Raw genomic sequence first — 24,466 nt, 5'->3', positions numbered from 1 at the left:
AAAAACCTTCAGGGTGGAGCCGAAAATGACTGACAAATCCGCAGTGAGCCGCAGCACCTTTGACCAGGTGATCCTGCCTGTTTATGCACCCGCCCAGTTTGTGCCGGTGCGCGGCCAAGGCAGCCGGGTCTGGGATCAGCAGGGAAAAGAGTACATCGATTTTTCCGGCGGCATAGCGGTGACGGCGCTGGGGCACTGCCATCCGGCGCTGGTCGAGGCGCTCAAACGCCAGGGCGAAACCTTGTGGCATACCAGCAACGTCTTCACCAATGAACCGGCGCTGCGCCTGGCGAGCAAATTGATCGACGCCACCTTCGCCGATCGGGTGTTCTTCGCCAACTCCGGCGCAGAGGCCAACGAGGCGGCGTTCAAACTGGCGCGTCATTACGCTATCACCCGCCACAGCCCCTATAAAACCAAAATCATCGCCTTCTATAACGCGTTTCACGGCCGCACGCTGTTCACCGTGTCGGTGGGCGGGCAGGCCAAATATTCCGACGGGTTCGGGCCGAAGCCGGCCGACATCGTGCACGTGCCGTTCAACGATCTGGCGGCGGTGAAAGCGGTGATGGACGACCACACCTGCGCGGTGGTGATGGAGCCGATTCAGGGCGAGGGCGGCATTACGCCGGTCGACGCCGACTTCCTTAAAGGCGTGCGCAAACTGTGCGACCAACATCAGGCGCTGCTGGTGTTCGATGAAGTGCAAAGCGGTATGGGGCGCAGCGGCAAGCTGTTCGCCTATATGCATTATGGCGTGACGCCGGACATTCTCACCACCGCCAAGGCGCTGGGCGGCGGTTTCCCGGTGAGCGCCATGCTGACTACCGAAGAGATTGCGTCGGTGATGCAGGTGGGCACTCACGGCACCACCTATGGCGGCAACCCGCTGGCCTGCGCGGTGGCGGAGGCGGCGCTGGATGTGATCAATACGCCGGAGGTGCTGAGCGGCATCGAGCAGCGCCATGCGCTGTATGTACAGTCTTTGCAGAATATCGGCGATAAATACGGTATTTTCACCGCCATTCGCGGCATGGGGTTGCTGATCGGCGCCGAGCTGACGCCGCATTATCACGGCAGAGCGCGCGATTTCCTCACCGCCGCCGCCGCGCGTGGGCTGATGATCCTCAACGCCGGGCCGAACGTGATCCGCTTTGCGCCGTCGCTGGTGGTGGAGCTGCAGGACATCGAGGCCGGCATGGCGCTGTTCGAGCTGGCGGTGCAGGATGTGATCAACGCCTGAAGCACCTGCGGCGAATAACGGGGCGCGGCATGCCGCGCCCTTATTGATCGCGCAGTTTACGCTTGAGCCAGATGCCGTGGTGCGGGCGCTGGCGCCAGGCCAGCGACGAAATGGTGTGCATGACGCTCAGGTGCGACAGAATACGCCGCAAATGACGTTCCATCTCGGTGACGGGCATCTCCGGATGCAGATCCGGCGGCTGCATGATGCCGCTGTTGTCACTGCTCGGGCCGTCGTATTCCAACCGCTGCTGGCAGCTTTGCAGCGCGATTTCACAGGTTTGCAGATACGCTTCCGCCAGCTTCGGCGTCAGCATGTAGTGCTCGCGCGCCAGGATGGTCATGGCGTTCAGGTGTTCGACGATGAACTGGCTGTGAGTGACCCACAGCCGCATGTCCGCCAGATAGTTCGAGGCGAACCCCGGTTCCTGCATCGCCTGATTGAGCGAAGTGAACAGCGCATTGTGCGCCTGGTTGACCTGCATGCGGGCATAGGCCAACGCGGTGGCGTCCGGCTCCGGTTGCTTCAGCATCAGCCGCAGCGCGGCTTGATCGTTTTCCAGCGCCTGATGGGCATTCTTGCGCAGCAGCCCGCTTTGCCACTGCGGCCACAGCCAAATGGTGCCGCCGAACGCCAGCACGCAGCCGATCAGCGTATCGATCAGACGCGGCACCAAAAAATGCGAGCCGTTCAGCGCCAGCAGCTGCAGGGTGTAAACCGCCGTGACCGTAAAGCCAATCACCGACAGCCCGTAGTTCTTGCGCGAAACCAGGTAGGCCAACAGCGTGATCATCAGCATGATGCTCAGTGTTTCTGCTTCCGGTAATTGCAGCTGCAACAGCCCGGCCGCCAGCAACAAACCGGCGATCGTGCCGAGCGCACGGTGCTGAATACGCACCCGGGTGGCGTTATAGCCGTTTTGGCTCACCAGCATGATGGTGAGCAGTATCCAGTACGGCTTCGGCAGATTGAATACCGCCCCCAGGCTGCTGCCGACCGCCAGCGTCACCCCCAGCCGCGCGGCGTTGCGCAGCGCCGTGGATTTGAACGACAGGTAGCTGGCCAACGCCGGCCAAAACGGCAGGCGATGCTGGCTGGGCATCAAATCGCGGCGGTACAGCGGATGCTGGGTGCGCAGCAGGCGGGCAATGCGGCTGAAATGGTAGTAACAAAACTGGCCGACCGGGTTGTCGGGATGCTGCGCCGCCATTTTTTCCAGCGCCGCCAGTTCGTGCGTCATGGAAAAGCGCTTCGAATGTTGATGGTAGAGAATATCGTGCGCCACCACGCGCAGCCGCCCGGCGATCACCTGAGCGTTGCGGCGAATGATCGCTTCGGCCTGGCTCTGCTCCATCAGTTTTTGTACTTCCTCCGGCAAGTGCAGGCTGACGGTGATGTGCTCCTGCAGATCCATCGCCACCTGAAAGGCGCGTTGCAGACGCTTTTGATCGAGGTTGTTGGCGTGCGGCAGGAAATTAAGCTGTTGGTACAGCAGGCTGATCAGATCCATCACCTTTTGCTGGCGCACCAGCAGCGGCGGCAGAGCGGTCTGCGGATCGGTGTGCTGAGTCAGCAGCGAGTATTTGGCTTCGAAGTAGTCCGCCAGTTCCAGATAGAGCTGGCTCAGCGTCTCGCGCATCGGCTGCTCTTTCCACAGCCGGAACCAGAACCAGGTGAATAAGCCGTACCAGGCGGTGCCGATCGCGTACAGCAGCGGCGCCTGCCAGAGAGGCACGGTGCCGGCCATGCTGAGGGAGAAGATGGCGGCCACCAGCGCCGCCGGCAACAGCCGGGCGTGCAGCGGGCTGATTTCGCCGGTGACGCCGAGCAGCAGCGCCAGGCCCAGCATCAGCGCCGGCAGCGGCACGTGCCACAGCAGGGCTTGTTGCAGCAGCAGGCTGCTGAGGGCAAACAGCGCACCGCCGACGATCAGCCGTTTAAAGAAGCGCCTATGCGGCGTGTCCAGACCGGCGATATTGCAGCAGGCGGGCACCAGAGAGAACATCAGGCCGAGCTGCAGCTGGCCAATCAGCAGGCCAAACAGCACCGGCAGGCACAACACCAGCGTTTGTCGCAGTGCGTAGTTGACTTCCGGGTGGTAAATCAGGCGGCGCCACATGGCAGAGAGCAGACAAAAAAACGGCGCAGATTGCGCCGTTTCTTCAGGGATTAACGGGTGCCGTAGACGACAATGGTCTTGCCGTGGGCGGAAATCAGGTTTTGGTCTTCCAGCATTTTCAGAATACGGCCAACGGTTTCACGCGAGCAGCCGACGATCTGGCCGATTTCCTGGCGGGTGATCTTGATCTGCATGCCGTCCGGGTGAGTCATGGCGTCGGGTTGCTTCGCCAGATTCAGCAGGGTTTGCGCGATGCGGCCGGTGACGTCCAGGAAGGCGAGGTTGCCCACTTTTTCGGAAGTGACCTGCAGGCGGCTCGCCATTTGGGCGGACAGACGCATCAGGATGTCCGGGTTAACCTGGATCAACTGGCGGAATTTCTTGTAGGAAATTTCGGCCACTTCACAGGCGGTTTTGGCGCGAACCCAGGCGCTGCGCTCCTGACCTTCTTCGAACAATCCGAGCTCGCCGATGAAATCCCCCTGGTTGAGGTAGGACAGGATCATCTCTTTACCTTCTTCATCCTTGATCAGCACCGCGACGGAGCCTTTCACGATGTAGTAAAGCGTTTCGGCCTTTTCACCTTGGTGAATCAGCGTACTCTTCGATGGATATTTGTGGATATGGCAATGAGACAGGAACCATTCGAGAGTAGGGTCTGTTTGCGGTTTGCCGAGAACCATTCGCTGTTATCCTCTGTTGTTATCGCTGCCTTGTGTCACAGGGGTCAGAGTTCCCTGTAAAACCCGCCTGTAGCCGCAGTTATGAGCGAGGGCTACCGGCAAGTTTTGAGGCGTGTCATAAAAATACGCTGTCGCTCTAGCATATTAACTTGCCGTAAGCGCTGCAAGCTACATTCTGTTAACATACCGGTAAAGGAGCCTTTCTCTGGGCGTTTCCCTGAAATTCAGTGTCCCGGAAAGATTTATTGCGGCTCTGTTTGTAGCACAGAGTAAGGCGGGTGTCTCGTGTTGTCTCGCTTCAGCATGATTAGCATCAGGTTACGTTGCCTGTTTCTATGCGAAAGCGTACTCTGATTTTAAGAAATCAACCGGAGTGACCAGAATGCAGGCAAGAGTTAAGTGGGTGGAAGGGTTAACGTTTTTGGGTGAATCGGCCTCCGGCCACCAGGTGCTGATGGACGGCAACGCCGGCGATAAAGCGCCCAGCCCGATGGAGATGGTGCTGATGTCGGTGGGTGGCTGCAGCGCGATCGACGTGGTGTCCATCCTGCAAAAAGGGCGCAACGACGTGCGCGACTGCGAGGTGAAGCTGACCTCCGAGCGCCGTGCAGAAGCCCCGCGGTTGTTCACCCATATCAACCTGCACTTCATCGTCACCGGCCAGGATCTGACCGACAAAATCGTAGAGCGAGCGGTGAACCTGTCGGCGGAGAAGTACTGCTCGGTGGCGCTGATGCTCAACAAGGCCGCCACGGTGACCCACAGCTTCGAGATCCGCCAGCCGGCGTAATCGAGACGGAGCGCGGCCCGCCGCCGCGCTCAACGCGTTTATTCGATCTTCTTGCCTTCCAGCAGCCGCTGTACCAGCGGCGCCATGATCAGCTCCATCGCCAGCCCCATCTTGCCGCCCGGCACCACTAACGTATTGATGTGCGAGATAAACGAGCCCTGCAGCATCGCCAGCAAATAGGGGAAGTCAATCTGATCCAGCCCGCGGAAGTGGATCACCACGAAGCTTTCATCCAGTGAGGGAATGGCTTTGGCGGCGAACGGGTTGGAAGTATCCACCGTCGGTACGCGCTGGAAGTTGATGTGGGTGCGCGAGAACTGCGGCGTGATGTAGTTGATGTAGTCTTCCATCGAACGCACCACCGAATCCATCACCGCCTCGCGGGAGTGGCCGCGTTCGCCGGTATCGCGGATCAGCTTCTGTATCCACTCCAGGTTGACGATCGGCACCACGCCGACCAGCAGATCGACGTGGTTGGCCACGTCATGGTGCTCGGTGACCACACCGCCGTGCAGCCCCTCGTAGAACAGCACGTCGGTCGGCGCCGGCAGCGGCTCCCACGGGGTGAAGGTGCCCGGCACCTGATTGTAGGGCACCGCTTCGTCGTAGGTGTGCAGGTACTTGCGCGAACGGCCGGTGCCGTTTTTGCCGTACTCGATAAAGCTCTGCTGCAGCAGGCCGAAGTCGTTGGCCTCGGGGCCGAAATAGCTGATGTGTCTACCCAGATCGCGCGCCTTGCGGATCGCCGCGTCCATTTCCGGCCGGGTGTAGCGGTGGAAGCTGTCGCCCTCCAGCTCGGCGGCGCGAATGTTGAGCTGTTGGAAGATTTTGCGGAACGCCACGCTGGTGGTGGTGGTGCCGGCGCCGCTGGAACCGGTCACCGCGATAACGGGATGTTTGGCAGACATGGTGGTTGTCACTCCGTGTTGAATGCGCCGGCGTCAGGGGATTATTGTGGCTCTTGTTGACGCTCTCTATGTCAGGAAAAAATGGCGCGCGCTGGTTTGCAATGTCCCATTGTTACCTGATTTTTTCCGTCAGTCATAGAACCGGGCGCCACTAAATTTCTTCCTGCCCGGCGCGGAACTGACCGCGCGGCATGATGTTGACGCTCTCATGCAGTTCCGACCACACCAGCACCACCTCGCCGTTTTTCAGCTGGCGGCGCACGTCCTCCACCTTCTGCTCCAGCGATCGTTCGTGCTCGCCGTAATCGGTGCCTTCACGCAGCACAAAGGATTCGATCAGGCTGTTCAGGGTGTCGGTTGCCAGTTCTTGCCAGGGAATGATCACGTCGGGATGTCCAGATAAGGGGAAAGCCAGGCCGGAATGCGATGCTCCAGCCACATGTGCGGTTTTTTCAGCGTGCCGCCGACAAAGCCGACGTGGCCGCCGAACTCGGTCAGCTGATATTCGATATTGCGCGGCAGGCCGGCGACGTCGGGGATCACCTCATGGGTCATGAAGGGATCGTCCTTCGCATGGATGATCAGCAGCGGCGTTTGGATCGCCGGCAACAGCGGCAGGGCGCTGCAGCGGCGATAATAATCGGTGGCGTCGCTGAAGCCGTGAATGCGCGAGGTGATGGCGTCGTCGAATTCGCGGATGCGCCGCAACCCGTTCAGCTGCGACAGCTTGAGCGGCAGGGTGTCCGGGTAGTGCAACAGTTTGCGGGTGGCGTTTTGTTTCAGCTGCCCCAACAGGTAGCGCTGATAGACGCGGGAGAAGCCTTGCTCCATGCGGTAGGCGCAGGGCTCCAGCATCAGCGGCGCCGAGACCACCACCGCCGCCTGCAGCAGGCTGTCGGCGCCTTGCTGCGCCAGATAACAGGCCAGCATGTTGCCGCCGAGTGAAACGCCTACCGCCGCGGTTGGCACCTCGCCGTAGCTGTCGCGCAGCCAGCGCAGGAAGAAGCGCGCGTCTTCGGTTTCGCCGGAGTGGTAGATGCGCTGTTTGCGGTTGGGCACGCCGCTGCAGCCGCGAAAGTGCATCACCACCCCGAGCCAGCCACGTTCGCGCCAGGCGTTGAGCAGGCCATGCGCGTAGGGGCTGTAGAAGCTGCCCTCCAGACCGTGGAACAGCACCGCGCGCGGTTTGTCGCGCGCCTGCGCCGGATCCTCGCTCCAGGCGAGATCGACGAAATCGCCGTCGGGCAATTCCAGCCGTTGCCAATGCGGTTTCAATAACACGCGGCGGCGCACCAGCCGCGGCAACAGCGTTTGCAGGTGCGGGTTACTGGCCCCGGTCAGGGGGCGAAAGACGTCATGCATAGGCGGAGTAAAAATGTTGTTGGCGACTATTGTGAGATCCCAGGCGCACTGTTAGCTTCAATACCAATAACTGACAATGATACTGCAAAAAAGCGCCTTGGGTGAGGAGCACCCGTGCCATGGAACCGAGTTTATTCCTTTCGATGCTGGGCTTCCTGTGGGTCGCCGCCATCACGCCTGGCCCCAATAACCTGCTGCTGACCACCTCCGGCGCTCATTTCGGCTTTATGCGTTCGCTGTGGCTGATGATCGGCATCATGCTCGGCATGCAAAGCATTTTGCTGCTGGTGGCCTTCGGCGTCGGCAGCCTGATCCTGGTTTACCCGTCGCTGCACCTGATCCTGAAAATCCTCGGCAGTTTGTACCTGCTGTGGCTGGCGTGGAAAGTCGCCACCGCCGCCTATGAAAAGCTGGAAACCGACGTGGCGCCGCCGCAGCCGGTGCGGCTGTATCAGGGCTGGCTGTTGCAGTTCCTCAACCCGAAAGCCTGGCTGATGGCGCTGGGCGCGGTGGCGAGCTTCAGTCTGGCGGGCGATAAGTACAACGGTTCCATTGCGGCGATCGCGCTGGGCATTTTGGCGGTCAACATCGTCGCTGGCGTTATCTGGCTGGCGTTCGGCACGGTGATCGGCCGCCTGCTGCGCAGCAAAAAGGCCTGGATTATCTTCAACGTTTCCATGGGGCTGCTGACTGCAGCCTGTGTATTACTGATTTGGCATTAAGGAGCGGAACGATGGCGGAAAACTATTATCACGTGGTCGCCTTTACCGGTGAGGGGCTGCGCGGCAACCCGGCCGGGGTCTGCCTGCTGACGCAGCCGCTGCCGACGGAGCGGCTGCAGGCGATCGCCAACGAGATCGGCCTGCCGGAAACCAGCTTTGTCTGGGATGACGGCGACATGACCGCCATTCGCTGGTTTACCCCGGAGCGTGAGGTCGATCTTTGCGGCCACGGCACGCTGGCGGCGGCGCATGTGATGTTCAGCGCGGTTAACCCGGCGCTGAAGGATATTCGCTTCAGATCGGCCAGCGGCGAGCTGTTCGTCAAGCGCGATGAGCGGGACGGGGAGCGGCTGGTGCTTGATTTCCCCGCCAGGCCGCCGCAGAAAGTCGCCGAACCGGCGGGCCTCGCGGCGCTGCTGGGCGTGCAGCCGCAGGAAGTGTGGCAGGCGAAAGCGCTGCTGGCGGTGGTGGAAAATGAGGCGCAGGTGCGCGCGCTGCGCCCGGACATCTCGGCGCTGATCGCATTGGCCGGCCGCGCGGTGATCGTCACCGCGCCGGGTGACACCGTGGACTTCGTTTCGCGCTATTTCACGCTCGACGGCGGCGAGGATCCGGTGACCGGCTCCGCGCATTGCACGTTGATGCCCTACTGGACGGCGCGTCTCGGCCGCCATCGGCTGCACGCCCGGCAGATTTCGGCGCGCGGCGGCGAGCTGTTCTGCGAACTGCACGGGGACCGCACGTTGCTCGGCGGCTACGCTCACGTGTTCCTACGCGGGACGATCGTGCTGTGATTCGCTTTAATATTACCTAAGGTAATAAAGAAGACTTTTTTATTCTTTTATCGCCCGTCATCGCTCAGATAAAACTGTCAGCAACTGAACAGATTTTTATCAACGGAGCGGAACATGGCGGGCAAACTCTTTTCTTTACGCAACGCGGCGCTGCTGGCGCTGTCGCTCAGCGCTGCCAGCGCCTATGCGGTGGACGTCACCGTGGCGTACCAGACGTCGGCGGAGCCGGCCAAGGTGGCGCAGGCGGAAAACAGCTTCGCCAAACAGTCCGGTGCGACCGTCGACTGGCGTAAGTTCGACAGCGGCTCCAGCGTGTTGCGCGCGCTGGCCTCCGGCGACGTGCAGATCGGCAATATCGGCTCCAGCCCGCTGGCGGTGGCCGCCAGCCAAAAACTCCCCATCGAAGTGTTCCTCATCGCCTCGCAGCTCGGCAGTTCCGAAGCGCTGGTGGTGAAGAATGACATCAAAAGCCCGCAGGATCTGATCGGCAAGCGCATCGCGGTGCCGTTTATTTCTACGACTCATTACAGCCTGCTGGCCTCGCTCAAACATTGGGGCATCAAGCCTGAACAGGTGAAGATCCTCAATCTGCAGCCGCCGGCCATCGCCGCCGCCTGGCAGCGCGGCGACATCGACGGCGCCTACGTCTGGGCGCCGGTGGTCAACGAACTGGCCAAACAGGGCAAGGTGTTGACCGACTCCGCGCAGGTGGGCGAATGGGGTTCGCCAACCCTGGACGTGTGGGTGGTGCGCAAAGACTTCGCCGAGAAACATCCCGACGTGGTGACCGCCTTTGCCGCCAGCGCCCTGCAGGCGCAGAAGGCCTACCTGGCAGCGCCGGAACAGTGGCTGAAAGATCCGAGCCATCTCAGCACCTTGGCGCGCTTGAGCGGCGTGCCGGAAGCGCAGGTGCCGGAGCTGGTGAAGGGGAACCGTTATCTGCCGGTGGCGGATCAGGTCGCCCAACTCGGCCAGCCGGTGGACAAGGCGATCCGCGATACCGCCGAATTCCTCAAGCAGCAGGGCAAGATCCCGCAGGTCGACAGCGATTACAGCGCTTATGTGACCGACCGTTTTGTGAAACAGGTGCAGGCTGCGCCGCAGTCGTAAGGAAGCAGGATGCTAAACGTCAGCCATCTTTCAGCAGAGTATCAGGGGCGGCCCGCGCTGCGTGACGTGTCGTTCCAGATCGCCGCCGGGCAACTGGTGGTGGTGCTCGGCCCGTCGGGCTGCGGCAAAACCACGCTGCTGAATTTAATCGCCGGGTTTATCGAGCCTTCAGCTGGCAGCATCACGCTGGATGGAACGTCCGTTCATGGCCCAAGCGCCGAACGGGGCGTGGTGTTCCAGCATGAGGGTTTACTGCCGTGGCGTAACGTGGTGGACAACGTCGAGTTCGGCCTGCAGCTGGCCGGCGTCGGCAAGGCGCAGCGCCGCCAGGTGGCGGAGCAGATGTTGCAGCGCGTCGGTCTGGCCGGTTACGAGCGGCATTTCATCTGGCAGCTTTCCGGCGGCATGCGCCAACGCGTCGGCATCGCCCGCGCCCTGGCCGCCGATCCGCGTCTGCTGTTGCTGGATGAACCGTTCGGCGCGCTGGACGCGTTCACTCGCGAGCAGATGCAAGAGCTGCTGCTGACCATCTGGCGCGATACCGGCAAGCAGGTGCTGCTGATCACTCACGATATTGAAGAGGCGGTGTTCCTCGCCAGCGAGCTGTTGCTGCTGTCGCCGGGGCCGGGGCAGGTGGTGGAGCGGCTGTCGCTGAACTTCGGCCAACGCTATGCCGACGGCGAAGCCTGCCGCTCAATTAAGTCCGATCCTGAATTTATCGCACAGCGCGAATACGTGCTGGGCAAAGTTTTCCAACAGCGCGAGGCCTTGTTATGAGCCTGCATTCCACGTTAAAGGCCGCGGCGCAGCCGCAGGGCAAAGCGACGCGCCGTTTCAGCGTGCCGCGCAACGTTTGGCTGAGCGGCGCCACGCTGTTGACGGTGTTGATCGTCTGGTGGGGCGTGACGGCGCTGCAGCTGATCAGCCCGCTGTTCCTGCCGGCGCCGCAGCAGGTATTGCATCAGCTGATCACCATCGCCAGCCCGCAAGGCTTTATGGACGCCACGCTGTGGCAGCATCTGGCGGCCAGCCTGGGGCGCATTTTGGTGGCGCTGCTGGCGGCGGTGATCGTCGGCATTCCGGTGGGCATCGCCATGGGGCTGAACGACACGGTGCGCGGCATCCTCGATCCGCTGATTGAGATCTATCGTCCGGTGCCGCCGTTGGCGTATTTGCCGCTGATGGTGATTTGGTTCGGCATCGGCGAAACCTCGAAGATCTTGCTGATTTATCTGGCGATTTTCGCGCCGGTGACGCTGTCCGCCGTGGCGGGCGTGCGCAGCGTGGCGCAGGTACGGGTGCGCGCCGCCCGCGCGTTGGGCGCCACGCGTTGGCAGGTGCTGCGTTTCGTGGTGCTGCCGAGCGCGCTGCCGGAGATCCTGACCGGCATTCGCATCGGGCTGGGCGTCGGCTGGTCGACGCTGGTAGCCGCCGAACTGATCGCCGCCACGCGCGGCCTGGGATTTATGGTGCAATCCGCCGGTGAGTTTCTGGCGACCGACGTGGTGCTGGCCGGCATCGGCGTGATTGCGGTGATTGCATTTGGGTTGGAGCTGGGGCTGCGCGCCCTGCAGCGCCGATTGACCCCGTGGCATGGAGTACAGCAATGAACGAACGTCTGAATATCACCCCGCTGGGGCCTTACATCGGGGCGCTGGTGGAAAACGTCGAGTTGGCCCGGCCGCTGGGCGACGGCCAGTTTGAACAGCTTTATCATGCGCTGCTCAAGCATCAGGTGCTGTTCTTCCGCAACCAGCCGATCACGCCGCTGCAGCAGCGCGATCTGGCCGGCCGCTTCGGCGATCTGCACATCCATCCGGTCTATCCGCACGCCACCGACGTGGAAGAGATCATCGTGCTCGATACCCACGACGACAACCCGCCGGACAACGACAACTGGCACACCGACGTGACCTTTATCGAGAACCCGCCGCTGGGGGCGATCCTGGCGGCCAAGACGCTGCCTGCCACCGGCGGCGATACGCTGTGGGCCAGCGGCATTGCCGCTTATGAGGCGCTGTCGGCGCCGTTCAGAACGCTGCTCGCGGGGCTGCGCGCGGAACATGACTTCACCAAGTCGTTCCCGGAGCACAAGCATCGCGGCAGTGAAGAAGAGCATCAGCGCTGGCAACTGGCGGTGCAGAAAAACCCGCCGCTGTTGCATCCGGTGGTGCGTACCCATCCGGTCAGCGGCCGGCAGGCGCTGTTCGTCAATGAAGGGTTCACCACGCGGATCGTCGATCTGGCGCCGAAGGAGAGCGACGCTTTACTGAATTTCCTGTTTGCTCACATCACCAAACCGGAGTTTCAGGTGCGCTGGCGTTGGCAGGAGAATGACGTGGCGATCTGGGATAACCGCGTGACGCAGCACTACGCCAACGCGGATTATCTGCCGCAGCGGCGCATCATGCACCGCGCGACCATTCTGGGGGACAAGCCCTTTTACAAGGCGTAACAACGGTTAGGCGTCGAACGCCTGCGTTAACTGCTCCAGCTGTTCCTGCGCATCCAGCCAGGTCATTTCCGTCTCTTCGAGCGCGGATTTGGCCTGGCTTTGCTTTTGCAGGCAGTCGGTCAGTTCGGCCTTGCGGCTGATGTCGTACAGTGCGGAATCCGCCAACTGCTCTTCCACCGCCGCCAGTTCGGCGCCCAGTTTTTCCATCTGCTGTTCCAGCTTGGCGATCTGCTTGCGCAGCGGTTGGGTTTGCGTACGGAACTCCGCCTCGCGGCGTTTTTGATCCTTGCGCGCCTGCGCGCTGTTGCTGCCGCTCTCTTTTTCCGGCGCGTCCTGTTGGCTTTCCTGGCGCTGCAGATCGATCAGCCACTGCTGATAATCGTCGAGATCGCCTTCGAAAGGCTCGACCTGGCCATCGTGCACCAGGTACAGATCGTCGGTGGTGGAGCGCAGCAGGTGACGGTCGTGCGAGACCACCACCAATGCGCCTTCGAAATCGATCAGCGCCTCGGTCAGCGCCTGGCGCATGTCGAGATCCAGGTGGTTGGTCGGTTCATCGAGCAGCAGCAGGTTCGGGCGCTGCCAGACGATCAGCGCCAGCACCAGCCGCGCCTTCTCGCCGCCGGAGAAGCGTTCGGTGATTTCACTGACCTTGTCGCCCTGGAAGCCGAAACCGCCCAGATAATCGCGCAGCTGCTGCTCCAGCACCCGTGGCGCGATGCGGCTCAGGTGCTGCAGCGGCGATTCGTCGGCGCGCAGGAATTCCAGCTGGTGCTGAGCGAAGTAACCCAGCTTGATGCCTTTCGCCAGGCCGATCTCGCCGCTCAGCGGCTCCAGGGTGCCGGCCAGCAGTTTGATCAGCGTCGATTTACCGGCGCCGTTGCGGCCGAGCAGGCCAATGCGTGAGCCGGGCACCAGGTTCAGTTTGATGGACTTCAGGATCACCTTGTCGCCGTACCCGGCGCTGACTTTTTCCATGCGCAGCAGCGGGTTCGGCAGGCTTTCCGGTGGCCGGAAGCTGAAGGTGAACGGGTTGTCGACGTGCGCCGGGGCGATCAGCTCCATGCGCTCCAGCATCTTGATGCGGCTCTGCGCCTGCTTGGCCTTGGTCGCCTGCGCGCGGAAGCGGTCGATATAGCTTTGCAGGTGCGCCACTTTTTCTTGCTGGTGCTGATACAGCGACTGCTGCTGCGCCAGTTTGGTGGCGCGTTGGCGTTCGAACGACGAGTAGTTGCCGGTGTACTCGTTCATCGTCTGCTGTTCGATATGCAGGATCTTGTCGACGATCGGATCGAGGAAGTCGCGGTCGTGCGAGATAAGCACCAGCGTGCCGGGATAGCTTTTCAGCCAGCGCTCCAGCCAGATCACCGCATCGAGATCCAGGTGGTTGGTCGGTTCGTCGAGCAGCAGCAGATCGGAACGGCACACCAACGCCTGCGCCAGGTTAAGACGCATGCGCCAGCCGCCGGAAAAGTCGCGCACCGGGCTTTGCAGTTGTTCGTTGGAGAAGCCGAGACCGTGCAGCAGGCTGGCGGCGCGGGAACGAATGGTCCAGGCGTCGATGGCGTCCAGCTTGCCGTGGAGGGTGGCGATGGCGTGGCCGTCGTTGCGGTCGTTGGCGGCCTGCAGTTCGGCTTCGAGCTGGCGAAACTCGCGGTCGCCGTCGATAACATACTCGATCGCCGGCACGTCCAGCGCCGGCGTCTCCTGGTTGACCCAGGCCAGCGCCCAGTTGCCGGGGAAGGTGAAGCTGCCGCCATCCGCCGCGATCTCACCCTTCAGCAGCGACAACAGCGTGGATTTGCCGCAGCCGTTTTTGCCGACCAGGCCGACCTTCTGACCTGGATTAACCGTCGCCGTGGCGTTGTCCAGCAGGACGCGGATGCCGCGTCGGATTTGTAGCGAGGAGAATACAATCATAAAGCGCCGTATGTTCAGAGTATGTTAAATTATCATTAAGGTAACAGAACGCGCACCGCGCGCTGTTTTTGTCTTTGCGATGCATGGTAACGGAAAACCGCTACCCTGACGACGCTTTGGAGGGGAATGATGTCGCAGCCGCCCAAGGTCTTGCTGCTGTATGCCCATCCGGAATCCCATGACTCGGTGGCGAACCGGGTTTTGCTTCGACCGGCGCAGCAATTGGAACATGTCACCGTGCACGATCTCTACGCGCACTACCCTGATTTTTTTATCGATATTCATCACGAACAACAGCTGCTGCGTGAGCATCAGGTCATCGTGTTTCAGCACCCGCTGTATACCTACAGCTGCCCGGCGCTGCTGAAGGAATGGCTGGATCGCGTGCTGGCGCGCGGCTTCGCCAGCGGCGTGGGCGGCAATGCGCTGGCGGGTAAATACTGGCGTTCGGTGATCACCACCGGCGAGCCGGAAGGCGCCTACCGCACCGGCGGTTATAACCATTATCCGATGGAAGATATCCTGCGGCCGTTCGAGTTGACCGCCGGGATGTGCCATATGCACTGGTTGACGCCGTTCGTGGTCTATTGGGCGCGGCGGCAAAAGCCGGAGGTGCTGCGCAGCCACGCAGACGCCTACGGGGAGTGGCTGAGCCACCCGCTGCCGCACGGGGGGCGGTGATCATGGAAGGATCGACCTTACTGACCGCCATTTTACTGTTCCTGTTTGCCGCGGTGGTGACGGTGCCGATCGCCCGTCGCCTGGGGATCGGCGCGGTGCTGGGTTATCTGATCGCCGGCATCGCCATCGGCCCGTGGGGATTGGGTTTTATTCGCGACGTTGACGAGATCCTGCACTTCTCCGAGCTGGGCGTGGTGTTCCTGATGTTCATCATCGGCCTGGAGCTGAACCCCAGCAAGCTGTGGGAGCTGCGGCGCTCGATTTTCGGCGCCGGCGCCGGCCAGGTGCTGATCACCGCGGCGGTGCTGGGCGCATTGCTGTACCTGACGCACTTCGCCTGGCAGGCGGCGGTGATCGGCGGCGTTGGCCTGGCGATGTCTTCCACCGCCATGGCGCTGCAGCTGATGCGCGAAAAGGGCATGAACCGCAACGAAGGCGGGCAGCTGGGTTTCTCGGTGCTGCTGTTCCAGGATATGGCGGTGATCCCGGCGCTGGCGTTGATCCCCATTCTGGCCGGCGCCGGCGGCACCAGCGACGACTGGGCGAAGATCGCGCTCAAGGTGGCGGCGTTCGGCGGCATGCTGATCGGCGGCCGCTTCCTGCTGCGGCCGCTGTTCCGCTATATCGCCGCTTCCGGCGTGCGCGAGATCTTTACCGCCGCGGCGCTGCTGCTGGTGCTCGGCTCGGCGCTGTTTATGGAGACGCTCGGCCTGTCGATGGCGCTCGGCACCTTCATCGCCGGCGTGCTGCTGGCGGAGAGCGAATACCGCCACGAACTGGAGATCTCCATCGAGCCGTTTAAAGGGCTGCTGCTGGGGCTGTTCTTTATCTCGGTGGGCATGGTGTTGAATATCGGCGTGCTCTACACCCATCTGGCCGAGGTGTTGATCGGCGTGTTGGCGTTGGTGGCGGTGAAATCCGGCGTGCTCTACGGCGTATCGCGCCTGTTCGGCCTGCGCAGTTCGGTACGCCTGCAGTTCGCCGGCGTGCTCAGCCAGGGCGGTGAGTTCGCCTTCGTGCTGTTTTCGGCGGCGGGCGCCCAAAAGGTGCTGCAGCCGGATCAACTCTCTTTGCTGCTGGTGGTGGTGACGCTGTCGATGATGACCACGCCGCTGTTGATGCAGGCCATCGATCGCATTTTGGCGCGCCGCTATAACGCCAAAGACGAAGACGAGGAGACGCCGTACGTGGAAGATGACGATCCGCAGGTGATCATCGTCGGCTTCGGGCGTTTTGGCCAGGTGATCGGCCGCCTGCTGATGGCCAACAAAATGCGCATTACCGTACTGGAACGCGACGTCAGCGCCGTCGGCGTGCTGCGTCGCTACGGTTACAAGGTCTATTACGGCGACGCCACCGAGCTGGAGCTGCTGCGCGCGGCAGGCGCAGAGAAGGCCAAGTCGATCGTGATCACCAGCAATGAGCCGGAAGACACCATGGCGATCGTGCGGCTGTGCCAGCAGCACTTCCCGAACCTGAGCATCCTGGCGCGCGCGCGCGGCCGCGTGGAGGCGCATGAGCTGCTGCAGGCGGGCGTAAAACAGTTCAGCCGCGAGACCTTCTCCAGCGCGCTGGAACTGGGGCGCAAGGCGCTGATGGAATTGGGCATGCACCCGCATCAGGCCTTTCGCGCCCAGCAGCATTTCCGTCGTCTGGATATGCGCATGCTGCGTGAGCTGATGCCGCCGCATCAGGGCGACGTGGCGCAAATTTCTCGCGTGAAAGAGGCGCGGCGCGAGCTGGAAGAGCTCTTCCATCGCGAAATGCAAAAAGAAAGTCGCCAGTTTGACGGCTGGGATGAATACGAATAAGCGGGAGCATAACGATGTCTGCAACACGTAAGAGATTTATCGCCGGAGCGGTGTGCCCGAGCTGTAGCGCCATGGATACGCTGGCGGTATGGCGGGAGGATCAGGTGGAAGTGGTGGAGTGCGTCAAGTGCGGCCATCACCAGCGCCAGACCGAACAACAGGTGGAAAAACACGTTCGACCGCAAGAGCAGGTGATCGGCATTTTTCAGCCGAAGTAGCGTTTTTTTATCCCGGAGGGTACAGCGAGGCAGATTTCCGTTACAATCTGTCCGGAAAAGGCGCGCATCCCGATAACGGTGCGCGTCCTAGTAGCCAACGGTAGGAGATATCATGAAAGTAGCAAAAGACTTGGTGGTCAGCCTGGCTTACCAAGTACGTACAGAAGACGGTGTTTTGGTTGATGAGTCTCCGGTGAGCGCACCGCTGGACTATCTGCACGGGCATGGTTCTCTGATCGCAGGTCTGGAAAAAGCGCTCGAAGGCCACGACGTTGGCGATCGTTTTGACGTTCACGTCGGCGCGAACGACGCGTACGGCAACTACGACGAAAACCTGGTGCAGCGCGTACCGAAAGACGTCTTCATGGGCGTTGACGAACTGCAGGTCGGCATGCGTTTCCTGGCTGACACCGATCAGGGCCCGGTACCGGTTGAAATCACCGAAGTTGACGGCGACCACGTTGTGGTTGACGGCAACCACATGCTGGCCGGCCAAAACCTGAACTTCAACGTGGAAGTTGTCGCGATCCGCGAAGCGACTGCAGAAGAACTGGCGCACGGTCACGTACACGGCGAGCACGATCATCACCACGAGCACGGTGAAGGCTGCTGCGGCGGTCACGGCCACAGCCACGATCACGACCATGGTCACGACCACGGTAAAGGCGGTTGCGGCAACGGCGGTTGCGGCTGCCACTAAGCAGAACGCAATCCCGAGACGAGAGGGCAGCCATTGGCTGCCCTTTTTTATGCGCGGCGCCCCTCAATAGTGCGGCGGAGGGGTTTCTTCCGATTGCGAGGCGATCATCGAGGTTTGGGTCGAGCGCAGTTTGTCGGTCAACATGCGCAGGTGCTCGCGCATCTTCAGCATTTCCATCTGATGCTGGGTGACGGTCTGGTTAAGCTCTTCGATAGTGAGCTCTTGAAAAGCCTGACGGCTTTCCAGTTCTTCAAGCCGCTGTAGCAGGCTTTGAATGTCGGCGTTGTGCATGAGGCTACCTCTGACGCGATAAAATCCTGATTCGGCGCTATGGTAACAGCTGGCGTCGGGTTTGCCCGCGCTATTTCTTTGGGCGGCGCGCAACGTTGCGATCGGCAGTGTAAAGTGCTGAAAAGCTGCACGCCTGATTCGCCGTTTTTTGCTAACCTCGCCGAATATTCTGCAAGAAAAATCTGATTTATCATGTGAGTAGCACGCAGCGGGAAACTTCTTGGCAAAGCGGGAGTCACACTTTGACTCGATTGGTTACCTGTGCGACTGTTTTGTTTTGTTTCAGGCAGCTATAGTAGCCCGGTTATCTTACCTAATGATTGTTTGGGGCATTGCTTCAGACACTGGAGAAATGGATGAAATCTTTGTTTAAAGTCACGCTTCTGGCAACCACCATGGCTTTTGCTCTGAATGCGACCCAGGTCATGGCAGCCGATGCCGCTAAACCGGCGGCAGACGCGGCAGCAGCGCCAAGCACCGGCAAGTTCAAAAACGACGACGAGCAAGCGGCTTACGCACTGGGCGCCTCTCTTGGCCGTTACATGGACAACTCTCTGAAAGAGCAAGAGAAGCTGGGCATCAAGCTGGACAAAGATCAGCTGATCGCCGGCGTTCAGGACGCTTTCGCTAACAAGAGCAAGCTGAACGACGCCGACATCGAAAAGACCCTGCAGGGCTTTGAAGCGCGCGTGAAGGCTTCCGCTCAGGCGAAGATGGAGCAGGACGCCAAGGACAACGAAACCAAAGGCGCCAAGTATCGCGACAGCTTCGCTAAAGAAAAAGGCGTGAAGAAAACCGAATCCGGCCTGCTGTATCAGGTAGAGAAACCGGGCGCGGGTGAAGCGCCGAAAGACAGCGACACCGTGGTGGTGAACTACAAAGGCACCCTGACCGACGGTACCGAGTTCGATAACTCCTACACCCGCGGTGAGCCGCTGTCATTCCGTCTGGATGGTGTGATCCCTGGCTGGACCGAAGGCCTGAAGCACATCAAGAAAGGCGGCAAAATCAAGCTGGTGATTCCACCGGCGCTGGCCTACGGTAAAACCGGCGTTCCGGGCATCCCGGCTAACTCCACGCTGGTCTTCGACGTCGAGCTGCTGGATGTGAAAGCGGCGCCGAAAGCCGACGCTAAAGCCGAAAAACCGGCCGACGCCAAAGCCGACGCCAAAGCGAAATAATCTCGTCGCTCTGTTTGCCACCGCCGCGGATGCCCTCCGCGGCGGTTTTCATTTCGGCAGCCGCTACCGCTCTCTCCATTGAACGCTTGACGCCTGCCGGGCATCGGGCTTAACGTCAATACCACGCGCAAACGCAAGGACTTTGCTCCGGCCGCTTTGCTAGACTAATAATTCTGACTTATCAGTCATGCGTCTGCCCCTTAGGGCGTGTACCTAAAATTGTTCCCGGCCGCCTCGCCCGCGGATGTCATCGCGCCGTTTTATGCCGCTCTCAGCCAGCCGCGCTGCAGCGCGCCGACGACGGCAGCGATCCGGCCCGAGCGGTTTTAGCTGCGCCCCCTGGCACAGGCGATCTATGAGGGTGGTATCTTCGATGTCGAATTCGCTTTTATCCAGCGAAGCCAGCGAACTTGATTTGCTGAATGAACGTCCGTTTACTCAAACGGATCATGAAATCCTGAAATCCTATGAAGCGGTGGTCGACGGGCTGGCGATGTTGATCGGCGGCCACTGCGAAATCGTATTGCACGCGCTGGAAGACTTGAACAGCTCGGCGGTGCGCATCGCCAACGGGGAACACACCGGGCGCAAAATCGGCTCGCCGATCACCGACTTGGCGCTGCGCATGCTGCACGACATGGCCGGCGACGACAGCAGCGTGTCGAAAGCCTACTTTACCCGCGCCAAGAGCGGCGTATTGATGAAATCGGTGACTATCGCCATTCGCAATCGCGAGCAGCGGGTGATTGGTTTGTTGTGCATCAACATGAACCTCGACGTGCCGTTCTCGCAGATCATGCAAACCTTTATGCCGCCGACAGCGCAGGACGTGCCGTCGTCGGTGAACTTCGCCTCTTCCGTCGACGATCTGGTGGCGCAGACGCTGGAGTTCACCATCGAAGAGGTGAACGCCGACCGCTCGGTGTCCAATAACGCCAAGAATCGACAGGTGGTGCTCAATCTCTATGAGAAAGGCATCTTCGACATCAAGGATGCGATCAACCAGGTGGCGGATCGTCTGAATATCTCCAAACACACCGTCTATCTGTACATTCGCCAGTTTAAAAGCGGCGACCTGGTAGGAAGTGACCGCTGATGCTCGACTATTGTCTGTTGGTTACCGGCCCGGCTTATGGCACGCAGCAGGCCAGCAGCGCCTATCAATTCGCTCAGGCTTTACTGGCGAAAGGGCATCGTCTTTCCAGCGTCTTTTTCTACCGTGAAGGGGTGTTGAACGCCAACCGGTTAACCGCGCCCGCCAGCGACGAATTCGATCTGGTGCGCGGCTGGACGCAGCTCGCGCAGCAACACGGCGTAGCGCTCAACGTCTGCGTGGCCGCCGCGCTGCGTCGGGGCGTCACCGACGAACAGGAAGCGCAGCAGCAGGGGCTGGCCGGCGCCAACCTGCAGCCCGGTTTTACCCTGAGCGGGCTGGGTTCCCTGGCCGAAGCGTCGCTGAGTTGCGACCGTCTGGTGCAGTTCTGAGGAAATGATGAAACGAGTCGCTTTTGTTTTCACCCACGGGCCGCATGGCGGCGCCGGCGGCAGGGAAGGGCTGGATGCGCTGCTCGCCACGTCGGCGCTCAGTGAGGATTTGGGGGTGTTTTTTATCGGTGATGGCGTGTTGCAGCTGTTGCCGGGCCAGCAACCGGAAAAGATTTTGGCGCGCAATTATATCGCCACTTTCGGTGTGCTGCCGCTGTATGACGTGGAGCGGTGTTATCTGTGCCAGGCTTCGCTGCAGGAACGCGGGCTGAGTCAGGTGACCGATTGGGTGCTGGATGCCGAGGTGCTGGCGCCTGACGAACTGTGCCGTGAATTGGCCGGCTACGACGCCGTAATGACGTTTTAGGAACTTCTGATGTTGTATACCCTGAGCAATTCGCCAAACCAATGTGACCTGCCCGCGCTGTTGCGCCTGACCGCGGAGGGCGACGCGCTGCTGCTGCTGCAGGATGGCGTGCTCGCAGGCCTTGTTGGTAGCGCCCATCTTGAATCGCTGCTCGCCGCCCCCATATCCCTTTATGCGCTGCAGGACGACCTGGAAGCCAGGGGGTTGATTGGTCATTTTTCGCACAAAATCACTGTCGTCGGCTATAATCACTTCGTTGAATTAACCGAACAACACCGCAGCCAAATGGCCTGGTGATGACGGTGATGTTGTATATTTCTTGACACCCATACTGGTCAGCCCTAAAATTCTGCGTCCTCGTACTTTGCCAGTAGTGCATACGAGGGGATTTATCACATGTTTACGAAGCTAGTACGAAGCAAAAACCAGGAGCTTTTTTAATGGCAACAATTAACCAGCTGGTTCGCAAACCACGCTCTGTGAAGGCTGCTAAAAGCAACGTTCCAGCGCTGGAAGCCTGCCCGCAGAAACGTGGCGTATGCACCCGCGTATATACCACTACCCCGAAAAAACCAAACTCCGCACTGCGTAAAGTTTGCCGTGTGCGTTTGACCAACGGTTTCGAAGTGACTTCCTACATCGGTGGCGAAGGCCACAACCTGCAGGAACACTCCGTAATCCTGATCCGTGGCGGTCGTGTAAAAGACCTGCCAGGTGTGCGTTACCACACCGTCCGTGGTGCACTTGACTGCTCCGGTGTTAAAGACCGTAAGCAAGCTCGTTCCAAGTACGGCGTGAAGAAGCCAAAGGCTTAATGGTTCTCCGTTAAGTAAGGCCAAACGTTTTAACTTTAATGTCAAAATAAACTCGTAGAGTTTTGGACAATCCTGAATTAACAACGGAGTATTTCCATGCCACGTCGTCGCGTAATCGGCCAACGTAAAATCCTGCCAGATCCTAAGTTCGGATCTGAGCTGCTGGCCAAATTTGTAAATATCCTGATGGTAGACGGTAAAAAATCTACTGCAGAAGCAATCGTCTATACCGCGCTGGAGACCCTGGCTCAGCGTTCTGGTAAAGATCACCTGGAAGCTTTCGAAGTCGCTCTCGACAACGTTCGCCCGACTGTAGAAGTTAAGTCGCGTCGCGTTGGCGGTTCTACTTATCAGGTACCAGTTGAAGTCCGCCCGGTTCGTCGTAATGCTCTGGCAATGCGTTGGATCGTTGATGCTGCACGTAAACGCGGTGATAAATCCATGGCTCTGCGCCTGGCGAACGAGCTGTCTGACGCAGCAGAGAACAAAGGTTCTGCTGTTAAGAAGCGTGAAGACGTTCACCGTATGGCCGAAGCCAACAAGGCGTTCGCCCACTACCGCTGGTAATCATCTGGCTGTAGTCATGCTAACCAAGCGGGCGCGTCAAATCGGCCCGCTTGGGTTAACTGAACTTGAACGCCCTAGGAATAGAGGAATCAAATGGCTCGTACAACACCCATTGCACGCTACCGTAACATCGGTATCAGTGCTCACATCGACGCCGGTAAAACCACCACTACCGAACGTATTCTGTTCTACACCGGTGTAAACCACAAAATCGGTGAAGTTCATGACGGCGCTGCCACCATGGACTGGATGGAACAGGAGCAGGAGCGTGGTATTACCATCACTTCTGCAGCGACGACTGCCTTCTGGTCTGGTATGGCCAAGCAGTTCGAACCGCATCGCGTAAACATCATCGACACCCCAGGGCACGTTGACTTCACCATCGAAGTAGAACGTTCCATGCGTGTGCTGGATGGCGCGGTAATGGTTTACTGTGCTGTTGGTGGTGTTCAGCCACAGTCTGAAACCGTATGGCGTCAGGCTAACAAATACAAAGTGCCACGTATCGCGTTCGTTAACAAAATGGACCGTATGGGCGCTAACTTCCTGAAAGTTGTTGGCCAGATCAAAACTCGTCTGGGCGCTAACCCTGTTCCTCTGCAGCTGGCTATCGGCGCAGAAGACAAATTCACCGGCGTTATCGACCTGGTGAAGATGAAGGCGATCAACTGGAACGAAGAAGACGCAGGCGTTACCTTCGAATACGAAGACGTCCCGGCTGACATGATGGAACTGGCTGAAGAATGGCGCCAGAACCTGATCGAATCCGCTGCGGAAGCTTCCGAAGAGCTGATGGAAAAATACCTGGGCGGCGAAGAGCTGACCGAGGCAGAAATCAAGTCCGCTCTGCGTCAGCGCGTGCTGAACAACGAAATCATCCTGGTTACCTGTGGTTCTGCGTTCAAGAACAAGGGCGTACAGGCGATGCTGGATGCGGTAATCGAATACCTGCCGGCGCCAACTGACGTTCCTGCGATCAACGGTATCCTGGACGACGGTAAAGACACCCCGGCTGAGCGTCACGCAAGTGATGACGAGCCGTTCTCTGCTCTGGCGTTCAAAATCGCTACCGACCCGTTCGTAGGTAACCTGACCTTCTTCCGCGTGTACTCCGGCGTTGTTAACTCCGGCGACACCGTGCTGAACTCCGTTAAGGCTGCGCGTGAGCGTTTCGGCCGTATCGTTCAGATGCACGCCAACAAGCGTGAAGAGATCAAAGAAGTTCGCGCAGGCGACATCGCCGCTGCGATCGGTCTGAAAGACGTGACCACCGGGGACACCCTGTGTGATCCAGACTCTCCAATCATCCTGGAGCGTATGGAATTCCCTGAGCCGGTAATCTCTATCGCCGTTGAACCAAAAACCAAAGCTGACCAAGAGAAAATGGGTCTGGCTCTGGGCCGTCTGGCTAAAGAAGACCCGTCATTCCGCGTATGGACTGACGAAGAGTCTAACCAGACCATCATCGCCGGTATGGGTGAACTGCACCTCGACATCATCGTTGACCGCATGAAGCGTGAATTCAACGTTGAAGCTAACGTGGGCAAACCTCAGGTAGCTTACCGCGAAGCGATTCGCGCGAAGATTACCGATGTTGAAGGTAAGCACGCCAAGCAGTCTGGTGGTCGCGGTCAGTACGGTCACGTTGTGATCGACATGTACCCACTGGAGCCGGGCTCTAACCCGAAAGGTTACGAGTTCATCAACGACATCAAAGGCGGCGTAATTCCTGGCGAATACATCCCTGCCGTTGATAAAGGCATCCAGGAGCAGCTGAAGTCTGGTCCGTTGGCTGGTTACCCGGTAGTAGATATGGGTATTCGTCTGCACTTCGGTTCTTACCACGACGTTGACTCCTCTGAACTGGCGTTTAAACTGGCCGCATCTATCGCCTTTAAAGAAGGCTTTAAGAAAGCGAAACCAGTTCTGCTTGAGCCTATCATGAAGGTTGAAGTTGAGACTCCAGAAGAGAACACCGGTGACGTTATCGGTGACTTGAGCCGTCGTCGCGGCATGCTGCGCGGTCAGGAATCTGAAGTGACTGGCGTTAAGATCCACGCTGAAGTACCGTTGTCCGAAATGTTCGGCTACGCAACTCAGCTGCGTTCTCTGACTAAAGGTCGTGCATCATACACCATGGAATTCCTGAAGTATGATGATGCACCGAACAACGTCGCTCAGGCCGTAATCGAAGCCCGTGGCAAATAAGCTGCAGGGTTAAAACCAAAGTCCCGTGCTCTCTCC

27 protein-coding genes are annotated in these 24,466 nt (G+C 59.8%); 20 read left to right on the top strand and 7 right to left on the bottom strand.

Annotated features, from left to right (window positions below; genetic code table 11):
- Positions 1-25: 25 nt before the first annotated feature.
- On the top strand, positions 26-1,243 hold the full coding sequence (gene argD, locus ACUTQY_RS22000) for a bifunctional acetylornithine/succinyldiaminopimelate transaminase (protein ID WP_033645260.1): 1,218 nt from the start codon (positions 26-28) through the stop codon (positions 1,241-1,243).
- A gap of 40 nt (positions 1,244-1,283) precedes the next feature.
- Here the strand turns inward: argD and ACUTQY_RS21995 are convergent, their stop codons facing one another.
- The gene (locus tag ACUTQY_RS21995) at positions 1,284-3,362 is read right to left on the bottom strand and encodes a YccS/YhfK family putative transporter (protein ID WP_047026485.1); all 2,079 of its coding nucleotides are present in this window, start codon (positions 3,360-3,362) and stop codon (positions 1,284-1,286) included.
- A 50-nt stretch (positions 3,363-3,412) separates the two neighbouring features.
- Positions 3,413-4,045 (bottom strand): cAMP-activated global transcriptional regulator CRP, encoded by a 633-nt coding sequence (gene crp, locus ACUTQY_RS21990; RefSeq protein ID WP_004090925.1) that lies wholly within the window; start codon positions 4,043-4,045, stop codon positions 3,413-3,415.
- A 382-nt stretch (positions 4,046-4,427) separates the two neighbouring features.
- Between crp and ACUTQY_RS21985 the strand changes: the two genes are divergently transcribed.
- A complete protein-coding gene (locus tag ACUTQY_RS21985; protein WP_025304517.1) occupies positions 4,428-4,835 on the top strand; it encodes an OsmC family protein in 408 nt (135 codons plus the stop codon).
- A 38-nt stretch (positions 4,836-4,873) separates the two neighbouring features.
- Here ACUTQY_RS21985 and ACUTQY_RS21980 read toward each other — a convergent pair whose 3' ends face one another.
- The 3 genes from ACUTQY_RS21980 to ACUTQY_RS21970 form a co-directional block, all read right to left on the bottom strand.
- A complete protein-coding gene (locus tag ACUTQY_RS21980) occupies positions 4,874-5,743 on the bottom strand; it encodes a phosphoribulokinase (protein ID WP_042785488.1) in 870 nt (289 codons plus the stop codon).
- Between the two features lie 151 nt (positions 5,744-5,894).
- On the bottom strand, positions 5,895-6,128 hold the full coding sequence (locus tag ACUTQY_RS21975) for a YheU family protein (protein WP_004930376.1): 234 nt from the start codon (positions 6,126-6,128) through the stop codon (positions 5,895-5,897).
- Positions 6,125-7,105 (bottom strand): hydrolase, encoded by a 981-nt coding sequence (locus ACUTQY_RS21970; RefSeq protein ID WP_033645258.1) that lies wholly within the window; start codon positions 7,103-7,105, stop codon positions 6,125-6,127. Before ACUTQY_RS21970 ends, ACUTQY_RS21975 begins: the two co-directional genes overlap by 4 nt.
- A 119-nt stretch (positions 7,106-7,224) precedes the next feature.
- On the opposite strand from ACUTQY_RS21970, the gene ACUTQY_RS21965 reads away from it, so the two are divergent.
- From ACUTQY_RS21965 to tauD, 6 genes are all read left to right on the top strand, one after another.
- Positions 7,225-7,827 (top strand): LysE family translocator, encoded by a 603-nt coding sequence (locus ACUTQY_RS21965; protein WP_033645257.1) that lies wholly within the window; start codon positions 7,225-7,227, stop codon positions 7,825-7,827.
- Between the two features lie 11 nt (positions 7,828-7,838).
- Positions 7,839-8,621 carry a PhzF family phenazine biosynthesis protein gene (locus ACUTQY_RS21960; RefSeq protein ID WP_046687914.1) on the top strand — a complete coding sequence of 261 codons (783 nt, stop codon included), beginning with the start codon at positions 7,839-7,841 and terminating at the stop codon, positions 8,619-8,621.
- 114 nt (positions 8,622-8,735) lie between these two features.
- Entirely contained in the window at positions 8,736-9,731 is a 996-nt protein-coding gene (gene tauA, locus ACUTQY_RS21955) for a taurine ABC transporter substrate-binding protein (protein WP_004930383.1), read from the top strand.
- A 9-nt stretch (positions 9,732-9,740) separates the two neighbouring features.
- A complete protein-coding gene (gene tauB / locus ACUTQY_RS21950) occupies positions 9,741-10,508 on the top strand; it encodes a taurine ABC transporter ATP-binding subunit (protein ID WP_033645255.1) in 768 nt (255 codons plus the stop codon).
- Complete coding sequence (gene tauC, locus ACUTQY_RS21945) at positions 10,505-11,341, top strand: taurine ABC transporter permease TauC (RefSeq protein WP_033645254.1); 837 nt, start codon at positions 10,505-10,507, stop codon at positions 11,339-11,341. The genes tauB and tauC overlap by 4 nt, the downstream gene beginning before the upstream one ends.
- Positions 11,338-12,186 carry a taurine dioxygenase gene (tauD, locus tag ACUTQY_RS21940; protein ID WP_033645253.1) on the top strand — a complete coding sequence of 283 codons (849 nt, stop codon included), beginning with the start codon at positions 11,338-11,340 and terminating at the stop codon, positions 12,184-12,186. The genes tauC and tauD overlap by 4 nt, the downstream gene beginning before the upstream one ends.
- Positions 12,187-12,192: 6 nt before the next feature.
- On the opposite strand, the gene ACUTQY_RS21935 is transcribed toward tauD, so the two are convergent.
- On the bottom strand, positions 12,193-14,106 hold the full coding sequence (locus ACUTQY_RS21935) for an ABC transporter ATP-binding protein (RefSeq protein ID WP_060660182.1): 1,914 nt from the start codon (positions 14,104-14,106) through the stop codon (positions 12,193-12,195).
- 129 nt (positions 14,107-14,235) lie between these two features.
- Here ACUTQY_RS21935 and kefG point away from each other — a divergent pair, with 129 nt between their 5' ends.
- The 4 genes from kefG (at position 14,236) to slyD (ending at position 17,516) form a co-directional block, all read left to right on the top strand.
- Positions 14,236-14,787 (top strand): glutathione-regulated potassium-efflux system ancillary protein KefG, encoded by a 552-nt coding sequence (kefG, locus tag ACUTQY_RS21930; RefSeq protein ID WP_028127618.1) that lies wholly within the window; start codon positions 14,236-14,238, stop codon positions 14,785-14,787.
- Between the two features lie 2 nt (positions 14,788-14,789).
- Positions 14,790-16,598: a glutathione-regulated potassium-efflux system protein KefB gene (kefB, locus tag ACUTQY_RS21925; protein WP_033651722.1), complete on the top strand. Its 1,809-nt coding sequence runs from the start codon at positions 14,790-14,792 to the stop codon at positions 16,596-16,598.
- A 14-nt stretch (positions 16,599-16,612) separates the two neighbouring features.
- A complete protein-coding gene (locus ACUTQY_RS21920) occupies positions 16,613-16,816 on the top strand; it encodes a YheV family putative zinc ribbon protein (RefSeq protein ID WP_015379274.1) in 204 nt (67 codons plus the stop codon).
- A gap of 112 nt (positions 16,817-16,928) precedes the next feature.
- Positions 16,929-17,516: a peptidylprolyl isomerase gene (slyD, locus tag ACUTQY_RS21915; protein ID WP_004930407.1), complete on the top strand. Its 588-nt coding sequence runs from the start codon at positions 16,929-16,931 to the stop codon at positions 17,514-17,516.
- A 63-nt stretch (positions 17,517-17,579) separates the two neighbouring features.
- Here the strand turns inward: slyD and ACUTQY_RS21910 are convergent, their stop codons facing one another.
- Complete coding sequence (locus ACUTQY_RS21910) at positions 17,580-17,807, bottom strand: SlyX family protein (RefSeq protein WP_033645250.1); 228 nt, start codon at positions 17,805-17,807, stop codon at positions 17,580-17,582.
- Positions 17,808-18,163: 356 nt separating this feature from the next.
- Here ACUTQY_RS21910 and fkpA point away from each other — a divergent pair, with 356 nt between their 5' ends.
- The 8 genes from fkpA to fusA all read left to right on the top strand — a co-directional run bounded on the left by fkpA (position 18,164) and on the right by fusA (position 24,430).
- Positions 18,164-18,988 (top strand): FKBP-type peptidyl-prolyl cis-trans isomerase, encoded by an 825-nt coding sequence (fkpA, locus tag ACUTQY_RS21905; RefSeq protein WP_033645249.1) that lies wholly within the window; start codon positions 18,164-18,166, stop codon positions 18,986-18,988.
- 373 nt (positions 18,989-19,361) lie between these two features.
- On the top strand, positions 19,362-20,084 hold the full coding sequence (locus ACUTQY_RS21900; RefSeq protein ID WP_033645248.1) for a helix-turn-helix transcriptional regulator: 723 nt from the start codon (positions 19,362-19,364) through the stop codon (positions 20,082-20,084).
- The gene (tusD, locus tag ACUTQY_RS21895) at positions 20,084-20,473 is read left to right on the top strand and encodes a sulfurtransferase complex subunit TusD (RefSeq protein WP_033645247.1); all 390 of its coding nucleotides are present in this window, start codon (positions 20,084-20,086) and stop codon (positions 20,471-20,473) included. Before ACUTQY_RS21900 ends, tusD begins: the two co-directional genes overlap by 1 nt.
- Positions 20,474-20,480: 7 nt before the next feature.
- The gene (tusC, locus tag ACUTQY_RS21890; protein ID WP_342188400.1) at positions 20,481-20,840 is read left to right on the top strand and encodes a sulfurtransferase complex subunit TusC; all 360 of its coding nucleotides are present in this window, start codon (positions 20,481-20,483) and stop codon (positions 20,838-20,840) included.
- Between the two features lie 9 nt (positions 20,841-20,849).
- Entirely contained in the window at positions 20,850-21,137 is a 288-nt protein-coding gene (gene tusB, locus ACUTQY_RS21885; protein WP_046687912.1) for a sulfurtransferase complex subunit TusB, read from the top strand.
- A gap of 143 nt (positions 21,138-21,280) precedes the next feature.
- On the top strand, positions 21,281-21,655 hold the full coding sequence (rpsL, locus tag ACUTQY_RS21880; protein WP_004930426.1) for a 30S ribosomal protein S12: 375 nt from the start codon (positions 21,281-21,283) through the stop codon (positions 21,653-21,655).
- A 96-nt stretch (positions 21,656-21,751) separates the two neighbouring features.
- Positions 21,752-22,222, top strand: a complete 471-nt coding sequence (gene rpsG / locus ACUTQY_RS21875) for a 30S ribosomal protein S7 (RefSeq protein WP_004956203.1) — start codon at positions 21,752-21,754, stop codon at positions 22,220-22,222.
- A 93-nt stretch (positions 22,223-22,315) separates the two neighbouring features.
- Positions 22,316-24,430 (top strand): elongation factor G, encoded by a 2,115-nt coding sequence (gene fusA, locus ACUTQY_RS21870; protein WP_033645245.1) that lies wholly within the window; start codon positions 22,316-22,318, stop codon positions 24,428-24,430.
- Positions 24,431-24,466 lie beyond the last annotated feature (36 nt).

The organism is Serratia sp. TSA_130.1, from assembly GCF_052691795.1.
This window is presented reverse-complemented; position numbering and strand designations above follow the sequence as displayed.

What these genes read in the sequence shown, in the direction of transcription:
- argD (WP_033645260.1), top strand. Translation starts at nt 26, where the DNA reads ATGACTGACAAATCCGCAGTGAGCCGCAGCACCTTTGACCAGGTGATC.
- ACUTQY_RS21995 (WP_047026485.1), bottom strand. Translation starts at nt 3,362, where the DNA reads ATGTGGCGCCGCCTGATTTACCACCCGGAAGTCAACTACGCACTGCGA.
- crp (WP_004090925.1), bottom strand. Translation starts at nt 4,045, where the DNA reads ATGGTTCTCGGCAAACCGCAAACAGACCCTACTCTCGAATGGTTCCTG.
- ACUTQY_RS21985 (WP_025304517.1), top strand. Translation starts at nt 4,428, where the DNA reads ATGCAGGCAAGAGTTAAGTGGGTGGAAGGGTTAACGTTTTTGGGTGAA.
- ACUTQY_RS21980 (WP_042785488.1), bottom strand. Translation starts at nt 5,743, where the DNA reads ATGTCTGCCAAACATCCCGTTATCGCGGTGACCGGTTCCAGCGGCGCC.
- ACUTQY_RS21970 (WP_033645258.1), bottom strand. Translation starts at nt 7,105, where the DNA reads ATGCATGACGTCTTTCGCCCCCTGACCGGGGCCAGTAACCCGCACCTG.
- ACUTQY_RS21965 (WP_033645257.1), top strand. Translation starts at nt 7,225, where the DNA reads ATGGAACCGAGTTTATTCCTTTCGATGCTGGGCTTCCTGTGGGTCGCC.
- ACUTQY_RS21960 (WP_046687914.1), top strand. Translation starts at nt 7,839, where the DNA reads ATGGCGGAAAACTATTATCACGTGGTCGCCTTTACCGGTGAGGGGCTG.
- tauA (WP_004930383.1), top strand. Translation starts at nt 8,736, where the DNA reads ATGGCGGGCAAACTCTTTTCTTTACGCAACGCGGCGCTGCTGGCGCTG.
- tauB (WP_033645255.1), top strand. Translation starts at nt 9,741, where the DNA reads ATGCTAAACGTCAGCCATCTTTCAGCAGAGTATCAGGGGCGGCCCGCG.
- tauC (WP_033645254.1), top strand. Translation starts at nt 10,505, where the DNA reads ATGAGCCTGCATTCCACGTTAAAGGCCGCGGCGCAGCCGCAGGGCAAA.
- tauD (WP_033645253.1), top strand. Translation starts at nt 11,338, where the DNA reads ATGAACGAACGTCTGAATATCACCCCGCTGGGGCCTTACATCGGGGCG.
- ACUTQY_RS21935 (WP_060660182.1), bottom strand. Translation starts at nt 14,106, where the DNA reads ATGATTGTATTCTCCTCGCTACAAATCCGACGCGGCATCCGCGTCCTG.
- kefG (WP_028127618.1), top strand. Translation starts at nt 14,236, where the DNA reads ATGTCGCAGCCGCCCAAGGTCTTGCTGCTGTATGCCCATCCGGAATCC.
- kefB (WP_033651722.1), top strand. Translation starts at nt 14,790, where the DNA reads ATGGAAGGATCGACCTTACTGACCGCCATTTTACTGTTCCTGTTTGCC.
- ACUTQY_RS21920 (WP_015379274.1), top strand. Translation starts at nt 16,613, where the DNA reads ATGTCTGCAACACGTAAGAGATTTATCGCCGGAGCGGTGTGCCCGAGC.
- slyD (WP_004930407.1), top strand. Translation starts at nt 16,929, where the DNA reads ATGAAAGTAGCAAAAGACTTGGTGGTCAGCCTGGCTTACCAAGTACGT.
- ACUTQY_RS21910 (WP_033645250.1), bottom strand. Translation starts at nt 17,807, where the DNA reads ATGCACAACGCCGACATTCAAAGCCTGCTACAGCGGCTTGAAGAACTG.
- fkpA (WP_033645249.1), top strand. Translation starts at nt 18,164, where the DNA reads ATGAAATCTTTGTTTAAAGTCACGCTTCTGGCAACCACCATGGCTTTT.
- ACUTQY_RS21900 (WP_033645248.1), top strand. Translation starts at nt 19,362, where the DNA reads ATGTCGAATTCGCTTTTATCCAGCGAAGCCAGCGAACTTGATTTGCTG.
- tusD (WP_033645247.1), top strand. Translation starts at nt 20,084, where the DNA reads ATGCTCGACTATTGTCTGTTGGTTACCGGCCCGGCTTATGGCACGCAG.
- tusC (WP_342188400.1), top strand. Translation starts at nt 20,481, where the DNA reads ATGAAACGAGTCGCTTTTGTTTTCACCCACGGGCCGCATGGCGGCGCC.
- tusB (WP_046687912.1), top strand. Translation starts at nt 20,850, where the DNA reads ATGTTGTATACCCTGAGCAATTCGCCAAACCAATGTGACCTGCCCGCG.
- rpsL (WP_004930426.1), top strand. Translation starts at nt 21,281, where the DNA reads ATGGCAACAATTAACCAGCTGGTTCGCAAACCACGCTCTGTGAAGGCT.
- rpsG (WP_004956203.1), top strand. Translation starts at nt 21,752, where the DNA reads ATGCCACGTCGTCGCGTAATCGGCCAACGTAAAATCCTGCCAGATCCT.
- fusA (WP_033645245.1), top strand. Translation starts at nt 22,316, where the DNA reads ATGGCTCGTACAACACCCATTGCACGCTACCGTAACATCGGTATCAGT.